Origin of the sequence: Ensifer sp. MJa1 (assembly GCF_037026475.1) — a bacterium.
Classification (GTDB): Bacteria; Pseudomonadota; Alphaproteobacteria; order Rhizobiales; family Rhizobiaceae; genus Ensifer.
Map to the genome: position 1 here is coordinate 53,059 of NZ_JAKUMO010000026.1, position 12,975 is coordinate 66,033.

The following is a 12,975-nucleotide window of genomic DNA, read 5'->3' on the forward strand; positions in this document are numbered from 1 at the left end:
CGCCCTCAAGCGGACGAATCGTCCGTTATCTTCACAACAAGGCCGTCGGCAGCGATCGTCAAGGCTCCGGCCCAGCTTTTGCGGGTCGCCGCAATCCAGTCGGCTTCCGAGATCTCCGGGTCGTCGGCGGGGATGAGGTGATGCAGCACCAGTCGCCCGACGCCGGCCGCCGTTGCGACCGCTCCCGCCTGTTCCGCGAAACTGTGGCTCGCCAGCAGATGCTCCTTCAATCGCGCGCCATTGCCCGTGCGCGCCACCAGCCGGTCGATCCCTTCGGCGAGCATCGCCTCGTGCACGAGAATGTCCGCCCCTTTTGCGAAATCGGCAAGCGGCGGGAAGTAGGCGGTATCTGCAGAAAAGACCACCGCCCCCTCGGCATGGTCGAAACGTAGCGCGAAACAGTCGGTGACTGGCGGATGATCGACCCGCAGCGCCGACAATGTCAGGCCATTCTCCGCGAAAACCATCCCTTCGGAAAACTCGACGACCTCGACAAGCGCGCGCAGGTCCGGCCGGCCTTCGTCGACGATGCGGATATCGATGTCGAAGGCCATCGCCAGAAGAAAACCCTGCCAATAGGCGCGGGTGCCGGTGGGGCCGAAGACACGAACGGGGTGTGCAAGCCCGGCGGTCCAGGCCGTGTGGATCAACGGCCCGAGTTCCAGTACATGGTCCGAATGCAGGTGGGTGATGACGATGAGGTCCAACGCTTTCAGCGGCACTCCGGCATCGGTCACCCCGCGGGTGACGCCGAGGCCACAATCGACGACGATCGAACGGCCGCCAATCTGAAGCAGGGACGATGTCGGCCACGGGCCGCCCGGCCGGATCGCCGGACCGCCCTTGCTGCCGAGCAAAACGACGCGTGAACTCAAGACCAATCGCCTTCCGGCGTCCCGTTGAACCGCTTCTTGAGATCGCTCCAGCAGTCGATGTAGTTGTCCTGCAACGTCTCCAGTTCGGCGGCGTAGCGGGTCAGTTGCTGCGGGAAGCGGGTCTCGAACATGAAGGCCATCGTATGGTCGAGCTTCACCGGTTTCAACTCACTGTTTGTCGCCTTGTCATAGCCCGACGCATCGGGCCCATGCGCGAGCATCATGTTGTGCAGGCTCATGCCGCCGGGCACGAAGCCCTCTTCCTTGGCGTCATAGCGGCCGTAGATCAGCCCCATAAACTCGCTCATGATGTTGCGGTGGTACCACGGCGGCCGGAAGGTGTGTTCCGCCACCATCCAGCGCGGCGGGAAGATGACGAAATCGATGTTTGCCGTGCCCTCCTCGCCCGAAGGCGCCGTCAGCACCGTGAAGATCGACGGATCCGGGTGATCGAACAGGATCGCGCCGACCGGCGAGTAGGTCTTGAGGTCGTACTTGTAGGGCGCGTAGTTGCCGTGCCAGGCGACCACGTCGAGCGGCGAATGGCCGATCTCGGTCACATGGAAACCACCGCACCACTTCACATGCACGCGGCACGGCGTCTCCTTCTCCTCGAAGGCAGCGACCGGCGTCTTGAAATCGCGCGGATTGGCAAGGCAGTTGGCGCCGATCGGGCCGCGGTCGGGCAGCGTGAACTTGGCGCCGTAATTCTCGCAGATATAGCCGCGCCAGACCTTCTCGTCGCCAAGCCGCGTCACCTTGAACATGGTGCCGCGCGGCACGATGCAGATCTCCGAGGGCTCCACGTCCATCTTGCCGAGCTCGGTGAACACCTGGATGGCGCCCATCTCCGGCACGATCAAAAGCTCGCCGTCGGCATTGAAGAAGTAGTCGTCGACCATGTCGGCGTTGAAGACATAGGCATGCGCCGCCATGCCCGAATGCGTCGGCGCGTCGCCCGCGGTCGTCATCGTGCGGATACCCTGAAGAAAGTTCAGTTCCTCCGTCGGCGCCGGCAGCGGATTCCAGCGCAACTGGCCGAGCGCCAGCGAATGTTCGGCCACATGCGGCGCCGTCTTCCAGTGCGGATAGTCGATCTTATTGAAACGGCCGGTGTGACGGACGCTCGGGCGGATGCGGTAGAGCCAGGAGCGCTCGTTGGTGCCGCGCGGCGCGGTAAAGGGCGAACCCGAGAGCTGCTCGGCATAGAGCCCGTAGGCGCATTTCTGCGGGCTGTTCTGGCCTTGCGGCAGGGCGCCGGCCAAGCTCTCCGTCTCGAAATCATTGCCGAAGCCCGGCATGTAGTTGAGCGCTTCGTTGGCCCTAGACTGTGCGTCGGCCTGTTTTCCTGCCTTGTCCAGCATCGTCGATCCTCCTCCTCATGGCGCACCCACCTCGGGTTCTCGAAGCGACCTCTAAAAAGGTCCGGCGCAATCCCAAATAGCGCGGCGGCGGCTTGATCCCAAGTGGACGCGAGCCTCGCCTTCGGCATATTAGTTGCAATCGTAACTATCGATTTTGTAACTATCAAGGAAACACCGATGGCCGCCGACGGCTTCGAGCTCAATGCCTTCCTGCCTTACCGGCTGAACCGCGCCGCCGAGTTCGTCGCCCTGCGTTTTGCCGCGCAATACAAGGCGCGTTATCAGCTCACCCGCCCGGAATGGCGCACGCTTGCAGCGCTCGGCAGCACCAACCGACCGATGACAGCGACCGAAGTCGGCGCCCACTCCGCCATGCACAAGACCAAGGTGAGCCGCGCGGTTGCAGCGCTCGAAGCGCGCCGCTGGCTGACCCGCAGCGAAGACGAGGGCGATCGCCGTCTCGAACATCTGCAGCTGACGAAGGCGGGCGCTGGAGCCTATGGCGAACTGACGGCGCTTGCGGCCAGCTACCAGGCGGAACTGGACGCGCTGATCGGCCCGACCGGCATGCAAGCGCTGGCAGTCGGGTTGCATGCGGTGGAACGCGCCATCGGCAAGATCGAGAGGCGCGCCGCGCGCGAGATGTGACGACAATTCCAGGAAAAGTGTGAAACGGTTTTCCGTCCGGAATTGCGTTGTTTCAAAGAATTCGATCATTTCACGGTTTCTATGAAACAGGGAAATGATTAGCCCTTCATCCGCTCGGGTATCGGCACGCCTTCAAAGCTCTTCAGTGTCTCAAGCACGATCGACGTCTTCACATGCTGCACGCTGTCATGCGGCAACAGCACGTCGTTGACGAAACGTGAGAGGCCAGCGAGGTCGGGCGTCACCACCCGGAGGTGATAGTCCATTTCCCCCGTCAGCGCATAGGCTTCCAGCACTTCCGGCAGGCTCGAGACGAGCTTGCCGAAACGCTTGGCGTTGTCGCGGTTGTGGGTGGCAAGCGTCACCGAGATCACCACCATCAGATCAAGCCCCAGCTTCTGCCGGTCGATCTGCGCCTGATAGCCGGTGATATAGCCTTCCGCTTCAAGCCGGGTGCGCCGGCGCGAACATTGCGACGGCGAAAGCGCGATGCGCTCGGACAGCTCGTTGTTGGTCAGATGTCCATCGCGCTGCAGTTCGCTGAGGATCTTGAGGTCGAAGCCGTCAAGCTGCTCCATTCGTGCACCCTAACACATTATTTTGCATGTTTCGTGCGCCATTCTGTCTAAACCGCGCAAGAATACAAGCATCATGCATGGGATTTGCGTCATACTCCAGCAAAGTTTGGAAGAATAAGAGGAGACTTCCGATGGGCCCCTTCCCGCATGATGCCCCGCCGGCAACCATTACCGCCGAAAACCCCGCCGGCACCGACGGCTTCGAATTCGTCGAATTCGCCCATCCGGAGCCGGAGAAGCTCGCCGAACTGTTTACCCGCATGGGCTACAGCCCGGTCGCCAAACACAGAACCAAGAACATCACCGTCTGGCGCCAGGGCGACATCAACTACATCCTGAATGCCGAGCCCGGCTCACACGCCATGCGCTTCGTCGATGAGCATGGCCCCTGCGCCCCGTCGATGGCCTGGCGCGTCGTTGACGCCAAACACGCCTTCGACCATGCGGTCTCCAAGGGCGCGATCCCCTACGAAGGCAATGACAAATGCCTCGATGTTCCGGCAATCGTCGGCATCGGCGGTTCGCTGCTCTATTTCGTCGAGACCTACGGCGCCAAGGGCTCGGCCTATGAGGCCGAGTTCGAGTGGACCGGTGAGCGCAACCCGCGGCCAGAAGGCGTCGGCTTCTATTATCTCGACCACCTGACCCACAACGTCTATCGCGGCAACATGGACAAGTGGTGGGCGTTCTATCGCGAACTGTTCAACTTCACCCAGATCCACTTCTTCGACATCGACGGCCGCATCACCGGCCTCGTCAGCCGGGCGATCACCTCGCCCTGCGGCAAGATCCGCATTCCGTTGAACGAATCCAAGGACGATACGAGCCAGATCGAGGAATATCTGCGCAAGTACAAGGGCGAAGGCATCCAGCACATCGCCGTCGGTACCGAAGGCATCTACGATGCCACCGACAAGCTGTCAGACAACGGCCTGAAGTTCATGCCGGGCCCGCCGGACACCTACTACGACATGTCGCATGACCGGGTGCACGGCCATGACGAGCCGATCGAGCGGATGAAGAAACACGGCATCCTGATCGACGGCGAAGGCGTGGTGAACGGCGGCATGACGAAGATCCTGCTGCAGATCTTCTCCAAGACCGTGATCGGCCCGATCTTCTTCGAGTTCATCCAGCGCAAGGGCGACGAAGGTTTCGGCGAGGGCAACTTCCGCGCCCTGTTCGAATCGATCGAAGCCGATCAGATCCGCCGCGGCGAACTGGGACCGCAGGCGGCCGAGTAATCGCCCGCCGACTTTCGGCCAGAATTCTAGCAGCGCATCGTAAGCCTCTCGCCTCCCGGCGAGGGGGCCTCAGACCTGGAGCCGATGGGTGCAGGCACCACGCTCCTGCTTCCTTTAATCGTAGGCGATTGAAAAAACAGGCAGCAACTCAAAGCGCTGCAGCGAGCTTAACGCATCTGATACGACGCGCGGCGCTTTAGCTGTCGAATTTCGACAATCCGCTCGAATCCTTGAAGGCTTGGTTCAGCCTGCGATCCCTGGACCGGATACAACGCGCGTCGATGCCGACGCGCGCCACCCTCAGCAATTTCAGTTCGTAATTTGGTTGACCACCCGCCAGTTCGGCCGGCCGAGATCATGCGGCCAGTCGACGACGTCGCGGTCGTTGAAGTAGACGACCTCGGCCAGGTTCGGGAACTGCGGGTCCGGCTGTGTCGCGGCATTCATCCACGGCTGCATATAGGCCGGACTGCCTTCCCAGCCGAGCTCGGCGACCCAGATCGGCTTGTTATACTTGGCGACCAGGTCATATCCGGGTTTCAGCGCTTCAGTGAAGGTCCTGGGCGCGCCGTATTCGATTTTGTCGAACTGTTCGTGCCCGAAGACGGACAACCCGACGAGATCGACGTATTCATCGCCCGGATAGTAGGCTTCAAGATTGGGCAACCCTTTCGGCGACCACATGATTTGCGCCTTCGGGGCCTTCTTGCGGACGATGTCCATCGCATGCCTGTAGGCCTTGATCCAGTCCTCAGGCTGCCACCCGGCCCAGGAGAACCGTCCTGACGTGTCTTCCATTTCCTGGCCCCAGCGCACGATGACCGGGCTCTTCAGCTCGGCGATCATGTTGGCGATCGCTTCCATGTTGGGGTCGTATTCACCCTTGAGCATGCGGTCACGCAACTGATTGGGCGTCAGTTTCCAGTCGAGCGACCAGGACCAGGGCTCGATGGTGATCAGCAGTTTGCGATTGCGCTGAAGCGCGTACGCGTCGGCAGTGCGCAAGGACTCCAGATCGACGTCTTCCCATGGCAGGAACAACGCCTCCGTCGTCAGATCGCCTTGGGCGCCGAAATCCCCGTGCGGATCATAAGCGCCGAACTTCGTTCCGCCGGGATGCATGACGGGACGTTTATCAGTCGTCATCTGACCGGCATTGGCCGCAGGATTGGCTTGCTCCTGCGCCAACGCGGATACAAGGCTGCCCAGGTCCAGTTGCAGGGCCAGGGCAGTGCATAGGGCGAATGCCAATTTGCGTTTCATTTCATCCTCCTGCTGCGCTGCGTCTATTTCTTGGCCAGAAACTGTTCTTTGAGACGGAGCGCTTTTGCTGTGATTTCGTCTCTGGCGACGAGGCTGTGATAGGCGTCGTTAGGCCGGGGTTTTGCATGCCGGAAGACGTACCATTTCCCGTTCGGCACCTTCCGCTGATAGATCGTGTCGCCGATCCTGGCGTGGCCGAAGCAGGTCCGGGCATCGCCGGCATCGGCCGCAGTCGTCCAGGTGGCCTGCATGCACATCATGCCGAGGTCGCTGACATACCAGTTGCCTTCGGCGAAGGAGCGGTCGCCGTTGCCCTTGTCGACGAAGGCGACCAGTTTTCGGTCATGCGCGGTGAAGCGGGCACCGCCCGTGGACCACTCCCAGGTTTTGTTGCGGTAAAGCGAGTAGACCTCATAGGCGCTGAGCGGCGTCGGCTTGACTTCCATCTTCGCCTTGACCGGCTGGGCGCCCAGGTAGACCGCGGCGACTGCCAGCGGCAGCGCCAGCGGAAGAAGCATTACTTTTACGGACCCTTTCATTGCGTTTCTCCTTTTGTTGAGTCCTATCAACCGTCCCCACCTGCCATCGTCATGACGGCACATGGAACCGGCCGACCTTCCTGGTGGTTCTCGTTTCCCCGACACTCGATCCGCCCGCATCGGTCGGTACGCCGACTGCAAACTGCGGCGCGCTGTCGGTCGGTTGCGAAAACCCTCTCCATTTCAAGCGGAAGCGAACGACCCGCAGGCTGGTGCCGTGGCCCGCGCCGGCGACCGAGTATTTCGCCTCCGTGAACGTCACGAAGCCAAGGCCGTGCGACAATGCCTCCGTCGCTTCTGCGCCATGGCGCACGGCCGACTGGGCCGAAAGCACCGAGACCAGCACGAGACTGCTGGCGGTCATCGCCGTCATCGCCGAACGCGGCAAAAGGGGCAGTCTGTTTTCGCGGGCGTGGCGAACGTGGATCACCACCACAAGTCCGCCATAGACGAGGGCGTTGAGCCCCGCAAAGACGTAGAAGCCGCGCGCCGTCCCGGCATCGGCGATCAGCCAGGCTGCAAGCGCCGACGCCACGGCAAGCACGAGGTAAGGCATCAGCACCCGCAGCGGCAGGGGGGCCGCCGTGCCGCCGCCCTTCGGCGTGATGCGGAAATCGACGAAGGAACCGCTCAGGTGGTCGCGCACCGCCGCAAGGCAGCCGAGCAGCGACCAGGGCCAGCGCGCAAACAGGAAGAGCATGCCCTCCCAGCTGAGCACCCGCGCGTCATGAGGCCGGAATGTGCCCGTCGAACGCCAGAAGTAAGCAAGAACCACCAAAACCAGCGATAGCGGCGCGAAATGCAGCAGAAAGTCGGGGTAGTTCACCGCAACGAAAGCCTCTCCCATGAACAGCGCCGCGATAGGCATCACGAACATCAGCGCCATGAAGGACGAGAACAGCGGATACCAAAGCTGCGAGAAAATGAACTGGAACTGGAGCCGCGGCGGCAGTTTCGGCACGTAGGTTGGCGAATACTTCAAAAGGATGGCCACCAGGCTGCGCGACCATTGGAATTCCTGAACGACGAGGTCGGCAAAGTTTGCCGGTCCGTCGCCATGGGCAATGGCGTTCAGAGCGTGCACGCCGCGCCAGCCGTGGGCGTTCATCATCAGCGTCGTCGAGTGGTCCTCGGCAAGCTCAGGCCCCAGTCCGCCGATCTCTCTTAGCGCCTTGGTGCGCACGGCATAGTGCGAGCCGATGCACAGCGGCGCCCAACCGTTGTTGTAACCGGCCTGGAGCGAACCGTGCAGGCTTGCTTCGGCGTGCAGCCGGCCGCGGGCCGCCCAGCTTTCGGCCGCATTGGCGTCACAGATGCTCGGTGCGGAGACATATCCGACCGACGCATCGTTGAATGGGCGCAGGACCTCGACGAGATAGGTCGGCTCCGGCACGTGGTCGGCGTCAAACTGCGCCACGAAGTCGTAGCGGGCGTAGCCGTAGTGATCGTAGAAATAGGCAAGGTTTCCCTCCTTGCAGCGCGTGCGGCGCGGCCAGGTGGCGCGATGGTAGTCGGCAATGCCCTTGCGGGTGGAAACGAACACTCCATGCGCCGCGCACCAGGCAAATGTCTCGGCCGACGGATCCTCGTCGGCGAGCCACACATCGAAGTTGCAACCGGTCTGGTCCAGCATCGCCGAAAGGGTTTTGCGGACGACCGCAAACGGTTCGGAAGGCGCTTTCGTCACCACCATGGCGATCCGCCCTGCAGGCACGCGACCCGTGCTCGCGGTCGCAACTTTCGCGCCAGAAAAGATCATGATGAAGTAGAGCGGCAGCAGGGTGATCCAGCCGATGACGACCGTGATCAGAACATAAAGCGGCCAACCGAGCACATGGGCGGGATCGAGCCACCACGACCAGAAATACACGAAGGCAACGAGCCAGGCGGCGATACCGAGACTGTTCATGATCTGCAGCCGCCCGGAGAAAAGAGCCGTCAACTGCGGCCCGACCTGCCGCGCCCGCCCGACCGGCCGCGCCGGCCTGGCGCCGGGCTGAACCCCGGCAACTGTCTCAGCTTGGCTCATGAGATCACCTCCAGCCCGAAGCCGGGCGCCGCGGTGCGGATGATCATGTCGATATCCGAGAACGCCGGACGGAAGCCGAGCTTCTGCCGTGCGCAGCTGGTATCGGCATAAAGCACCGGCGGATCACCGGGCCGGCGCGGCAACATCTGCACCGGCACCGGCCGCCGTGTGACGCGATCTATGGCGTCGAGCACCTGGCGGATCGAGGTTCCGTGGCCGGAGCCGAGATTGGCCTTAAGCACCTCGCCACCGTCGCGCAGGTAGTTCACCGCCGCCACATGCGCATCGGCGAGGTCCGTCACATGGATGTAGTCGCGGACGCAGGTGCCGTCGGGCGTGGCATAGTCGTCACCGAAGATGTCCAGCCGGTCGATCCGGCCAGCCGCAGCCATCAGTGCCCGGGGAATGAGGTGCGTTTCAGGGTCGTGCCGCTCCGTGAGCTGACCGTCCGGGTCGGCACCCGCCGCATTGAAGTAACGCAGTGCGACGGAACGGAGCCCATAGGCGCGCGCATAGTCTGCGAGCATCAGTTCCATCATCAGTTTGGTGCGGCCGTAGGGGTTGATCGGCAGCTGCACCGTATCCTCGGTGATGGGCAGGCGCGGCGGCACGCCGTAGGTGGCGCAGGAGCTGGAAAACACGATGCGCGCGAGCCCTGTCGCGCGGCAGGCCTCGAGAAGCGAGATGCTCGCCGCGACATTGTTGCGGTAGTATTTCCCCGGATCTTCAACGGATTCGCCGACATAGGCAGAGGCGGCGAAATGGATCACGCATTCAGGCGCATAGATCCGGATCGTTGCCGACAGCCGCTCGGTGTCTGCGAGTTCCCCTTCGACGAGGGGGCCCCATTTGACGTTTGCCCTGTGCCCGGTCGACAGATTGTCGTAGACGACGGGCACGAAACCCTGCTGCGCCAGCCGCTTGCAGGTGTGGCTTCCTATGAAACCGGCACCGCCGGTGACGAGTGCGACGCGGGACATGTCATACCGCCTCTCCCGCCATCACGCGGCCGGCCGCGCTCAGGCGCTCCTCGAAATGGGCGATGGTGCGTTCAAGCCCCTGGCGCAGCATCACCTTCGGCTCCCAGGCGAGCTCCGCGAGCGCCTGCGAAATATCGGGCCGACGCTGACGGGGATCGTCGACGGCTGCAGCCTGGTGCACGATGCGCGAGCGCGACCCGGTGAGGGAGCGAACCATTTCCGCAAGCTCGATAACCGTGAACTCTCCCGGATTGCCAAGATTGATCGGTCCGATGCAATCGTCGGCCGAAACCGAAAGGCGCAGAAAGCCGTCGATCAGATCGTCGACGTAGCAGAAGGACCGGGTCTGTTGCCCATCGCCGTAGATCGTCAGGTCGTTGCCGAGCAGCGCCTGGACGACGAAGTTCGAGATCACCCGCCCGTCATCCGGCCGCATGCGTGGTCCATACGTGTTGAAGATGCGCCCGACCTTGATCTTCACCCGATGGGAGCGGTGATAGTCGAAGAACAGCGTTTCGGCCGACCGTTTGCCCTCATCGTAGCAGGCGCGTGGGCCGATCGGGTTGACGTTGCCGAAGTAGCTTTCGCGCTGCGGACTGGAGAGCGGATCGCCATAGACCTCCGACGTCGACGACTGGATAACCGTGGCGCCGGTTGCACGCGCATTTTCGAGCGCATGCAGCGCACCCAGCACATTCGTCATCAGCGTTCCGACCGGATCGGCCTGGTAATCGGGCGGCGAAGCCGGAGAAGCAAAATTGAAGATGACGTCGGCATCGATCAGGTACGGCTTGCGGACGTCATGGTCGATGATGTGAAGATGGGGATTTTGCGCCAGATGAGAGAGGTTTTCGCGCCGCCCTGTTGAAAAGTTATCAAGACAAATAACCGTGTGACCAAGAGAAAGAAGTCTTTCGCAAATATGAGAACCCAGAAAACCACTTCCGCCTGTTACTAGAATTCTCTTCGGTATTCCTGCGATCTTCTTGAGAAACTCCCGTTGCCCGACGACAGACAATGGACCCCGAACGACCTTTCGCATACGCACCTCCAATTATTCTACACACCATTACTCTGGTGATTGGAGACGAGCTGCAACGCAAAGAATATAATAAGGAACTTACTCTTTATTACACGTTCACGCACAACCCGACAGAACAATAAATATATTTATTAAAGTCAAAGCATATTATCTCAATTTCAATATTAGCTAATTATCAAATAACCTCTGAGCCGTCAACTGAAACAATAAATAATGATAGAAAATAATCCAATTTTAGAAGTTTTACTCGAATATAATAATAAGTAACTAACGCAACTAGCCCCAGTTATTAGGAGAACTAACACTTATTTAACGATAAATAACCACAATAGGTTATAAATAGTATCTAATCAGGACAGAGTGTCTCAAAATAATACAACATACCTATCGTAAACCGTCGTCAGTTGGGTGTCCGCACAGCAATCTGCGCGATCGACACGTTCCCAAAGTTCCGGACTGTTCACGTGGGCCGCACCCACGCCGCTGTGCCTTCGACAGGGTCGAAGGCACAGGACATGATCACGGTGTGGCCAAACTTAGTTCTTCCAGCGCGCCAGATGCGCGTCACCGCCCCGTTCAGGCGATGCGTCGTTGGTGAAATAGCGCGACGCCGCTTCCGTGCGGTTACGGACGTTCATCTTCTTGTAGATGTTTCGGACGTGAACCTTGACGGTGTTCTCCGACAGTCCGAGGCGGTCGGCGATGATCTTGTTCTGCGTACCCTTGCAGATCAGGTCGAGGATCTGGACCTCGCGGGTCGTCAAGCCATCAGGACCTGCGTCACGCTTGCGCCGCCCCGTGCCGGAAACCGCACCCGGGCCGGACAGATCTGACCGCCGGCCGTACAGGCTGCTCGCAACAAAGGGTTCAGGAGAAAGCCGCCGCAGTAAAGCGGCCGGAAAATGCTCTCCCCCCTTCATCAGCAGATCGATGGCGGCAAGGCAGACATCGAGGTTCAGGTTCAGCGGCAGAACACCATGGATCAGCCGCTCCTCGACGAAGCCGGCGATCGATGGATCGAGTTCGTCGGCATTCTCCACCACCAGGCCGATCGAAGCCTTGGGATGAAACTCGTGAATGGTGCGCAAGATGGCAGGAAAGGTCTTGGCCGGCATGCGATAGAGCATGATCAGCGTCACATCGACGAGACTGCCGTCAAGAAGATTGTCAGGGTCTGAGAAGCTGACGATGTCGTGCCCTTGAAACCGAGAACCGACGGCCTGCATCAGGCATTCGGCAAACAGGTCGATCTTGGCAAGCATGACGATCTTTTTCTTTTGTGACAAAGCCTTGTTGTTTTCTTCAAAATCACCCACGTTGGAGCTTCCAGGATACATTACGCCCTCCTAGGATTTTTCCATTTGTTTTTACGGGTACTCGCGTTTTTCCGCTGGGCACCCCATTTTCAGAAAATTTATTCGGAACCACTATGCATCAAGGTTTTCCCACCCCAGGGAAAATTCGCGATAGCTAATGTAACGTAAAGATCTGCAATACGAAACAACCCAAAAGGATTAGAGTCGCCAACGAGGCGCTCTTAAATCGTTATAAATCGAACCATTTTTGGTTACACTGCTGATCAACCGCCTATCAGGACGCGAAATCCGCCTTCAAAGTATCGTTGGAGGCGATCCAGTCGCTGCGGACCGACCCATCCGTTTCCATCAAGCCGGCAGGAAAAACGGATTAGTTTTCTAGGTAATCCGGGTGCTTTTCACCACATTCCGCCGCGCCAATATACCTAAAAATACTTCCTACGAACTAGCAGGCCTCCCCTGCGCCGAGGCCAAATCCGCGCTCACGGACGTGAACTGGCCAGAGCCACCGCCTGCCCAGGCCGCCAAGCGGCGACGCCGCTCTCGAATTCAGGCACCATAACAATGGCTTGGCGCGAAGGACTACGCCTCAAAGAGTGAGTAATTACAAACCTCTAACCAGAATTGGTATCTTCCGCGCACCGGCGTTTTGAGTCAGATTGCTGCTTCGTTCCTTGAGTATGGACGAACGCGGCTCTGGTTACTGCGGATTGCATTCGGTCTGAGAAAGCCGCCGGACCGGCGCGTAGAGTACGAGTGATAGTGAGTAAGCGTAAAAAAATTGATTTTATGCGGACTTCAGTCCGCACGTAAATTTAAAAAAAGCATAAAAACCGAAATGATTTAAAAAAAGTAGTACAATCAGAGTTAGAATATTGATCATTCCTTAAAACGGAGCCAACCCCAGTAAAATACCGTAAAACCTAAGGGTATTTGGAGTTGGCTCCCCTTTAATCCGCAACGCGCAACCGGCACTTCCAAGCGCTCCTCCCTCATAGGTCGAGTGAGCCGCGTTCAAAGTGCCCTCCGTTCCAATCGCGCGCCTTCAATTCATCCCGAAATGCGAAACAGAGACCGTTCATCCTGTCGCGGCTCTG

At 59.9% G+C, this 12,975-nt stretch carries 11 protein-coding genes; 2 read left to right on the forward strand and 9 right to left on the reverse strand.

Features of this window, described 5'->3' with window-relative positions:
- Positions 1 to 5: 5 nt before the first annotated feature.
- Together MKZ91_RS26730 and hmgA are read right to left on the reverse strand one after the other, a co-directional pair.
- Positions 6 to 875: an MBL fold metallo-hydrolase gene (locus MKZ91_RS26730; protein WP_336174068.1), complete on the reverse strand. Its 870-nt coding sequence runs from the start codon at positions 873 to 875 to the stop codon at positions 6 to 8.
- Complete coding sequence (gene hmgA / locus MKZ91_RS26735) at positions 872 to 2,239, reverse strand: homogentisate 1,2-dioxygenase (RefSeq protein ID WP_336174069.1); 1,368 nt, start codon at positions 2,237 to 2,239, stop codon at positions 872 to 874. Before hmgA ends, MKZ91_RS26730 begins: the two co-directional genes overlap by 4 nt.
- Positions 2,240 to 2,416: 177 nt before the next feature.
- On the opposite strand from hmgA, the gene MKZ91_RS26740 reads away from it, so the two are divergent.
- Positions 2,417 to 2,887, forward strand: coding sequence for a MarR family winged helix-turn-helix transcriptional regulator (locus tag MKZ91_RS26740; RefSeq protein ID WP_336174070.1), 471 nt, complete (start codon positions 2,417 to 2,419; stop codon positions 2,885 to 2,887).
- A gap of 98 nt (positions 2,888 to 2,985) precedes the next feature.
- Here MKZ91_RS26740 and MKZ91_RS26745 read toward each other — a convergent pair whose 3' ends face one another.
- Entirely contained in the window at positions 2,986 to 3,465 is a 480-nt protein-coding gene (locus MKZ91_RS26745; RefSeq protein WP_065375464.1) for an Lrp/AsnC family transcriptional regulator, read from the reverse strand.
- Between the two features lie 131 nt (positions 3,466 to 3,596).
- Here MKZ91_RS26745 and hppD point away from each other — a divergent pair, with 131 nt between their 5' ends.
- On the forward strand, positions 3,597 to 4,709 hold the full coding sequence (hppD, locus tag MKZ91_RS26750; RefSeq protein WP_336174071.1) for a 4-hydroxyphenylpyruvate dioxygenase: 1,113 nt from the start codon (positions 3,597 to 3,599) through the stop codon (positions 4,707 to 4,709).
- Positions 4,710 to 5,018: 309 nt separating this feature from the next.
- Here the strand turns inward: hppD and MKZ91_RS26755 are convergent, their stop codons facing one another.
- The 6 genes from MKZ91_RS26755 to MKZ91_RS26780 all read right to left on the reverse strand — a co-directional run bounded on the left by MKZ91_RS26755 (position 5,019) and on the right by MKZ91_RS26780 (position 11,899).
- On the reverse strand, positions 5,019 to 5,972 hold the full coding sequence (locus MKZ91_RS26755) for a glycoside hydrolase family 26 protein (RefSeq protein WP_336174072.1): 954 nt from the start codon (positions 5,970 to 5,972) through the stop codon (positions 5,019 to 5,021).
- A gap of 23 nt (positions 5,973 to 5,995) precedes the next feature.
- Positions 5,996 to 6,511 (reverse strand): DUF995 domain-containing protein, encoded by a 516-nt coding sequence (locus tag MKZ91_RS26760; RefSeq protein WP_336174073.1) that lies wholly within the window; start codon positions 6,509 to 6,511, stop codon positions 5,996 to 5,998.
- A 49-nt stretch (positions 6,512 to 6,560) separates the two neighbouring features.
- A complete protein-coding gene (locus tag MKZ91_RS26765; RefSeq protein ID WP_336174074.1) occupies positions 6,561 to 8,540 on the reverse strand; it encodes a glycosyltransferase family 2 protein in 1,980 nt (659 codons plus the stop codon).
- Entirely contained in the window at positions 8,537 to 9,520 is a 984-nt protein-coding gene (gene galE / locus MKZ91_RS26770) for a UDP-glucose 4-epimerase GalE (RefSeq protein ID WP_336174075.1), read from the reverse strand. The genes MKZ91_RS26765 and galE overlap by 4 nt, the downstream gene beginning before the upstream one ends.
- A gap of 1 nt (position 9,521) precedes the next feature.
- Positions 9,522 to 10,562 carry a UDP-glucuronic acid decarboxylase family protein gene (locus tag MKZ91_RS26775; protein WP_336174077.1) on the reverse strand — a complete coding sequence of 347 codons (1,041 nt, stop codon included), beginning with the start codon at positions 10,560 to 10,562 and terminating at the stop codon, positions 9,522 to 9,524.
- Positions 10,563 to 11,098: 536 nt separating this feature from the next.
- The gene (locus MKZ91_RS26780; RefSeq protein ID WP_336174078.1) at positions 11,099 to 11,899 is read right to left on the reverse strand and encodes a helix-turn-helix transcriptional regulator; all 801 of its coding nucleotides are present in this window, start codon (positions 11,897 to 11,899) and stop codon (positions 11,099 to 11,101) included.
- Positions 11,900 to 12,975 lie beyond the last annotated feature (1,076 nt).

Excerpts from the sequence above, each read along its gene's own strand:
- hmgA (WP_336174069.1), bottom strand. The coding sequence starts at position 2,239 with ATGCTGGACAAGGCAGGAAAACAGGCCGACGCACAGTCTAGGGCCAAC.
- MKZ91_RS26740 (WP_336174070.1), top strand. The coding sequence starts at position 2,417 with ATGGCCGCCGACGGCTTCGAGCTCAATGCCTTCCTGCCTTACCGGCTG.
- MKZ91_RS26745 (WP_065375464.1), bottom strand. The coding sequence starts at position 3,465 with ATGGAGCAGCTTGACGGCTTCGACCTCAAGATCCTCAGCGAACTGCAG.
- hppD (WP_336174071.1), top strand. The coding sequence starts at position 3,597 with ATGGGCCCCTTCCCGCATGATGCCCCGCCGGCAACCATTACCGCCGAA.
- MKZ91_RS26755 (WP_336174072.1), bottom strand. The coding sequence starts at position 5,972 with ATGAAACGCAAATTGGCATTCGCCCTATGCACTGCCCTGGCCCTGCAA.
- MKZ91_RS26760 (WP_336174073.1), bottom strand. The coding sequence starts at position 6,511 with ATGAAAGGGTCCGTAAAAGTAATGCTTCTTCCGCTGGCGCTGCCGCTG.
- MKZ91_RS26765 (WP_336174074.1), bottom strand. The coding sequence starts at position 8,540 with ATGAGCCAAGCTGAGACAGTTGCCGGGGTTCAGCCCGGCGCCAGGCCG.
- galE (WP_336174075.1), bottom strand. The coding sequence starts at position 9,520 with ATGTCCCGCGTCGCACTCGTCACCGGCGGTGCCGGTTTCATAGGAAGC.
- MKZ91_RS26775 (WP_336174077.1), bottom strand. The coding sequence starts at position 10,562 with ATGCGAAAGGTCGTTCGGGGTCCATTGTCTGTCGTCGGGCAACGGGAG.
- MKZ91_RS26780 (WP_336174078.1), bottom strand. The coding sequence starts at position 11,899 with ATGTATCCTGGAAGCTCCAACGTGGGTGATTTTGAAGAAAACAACAAG.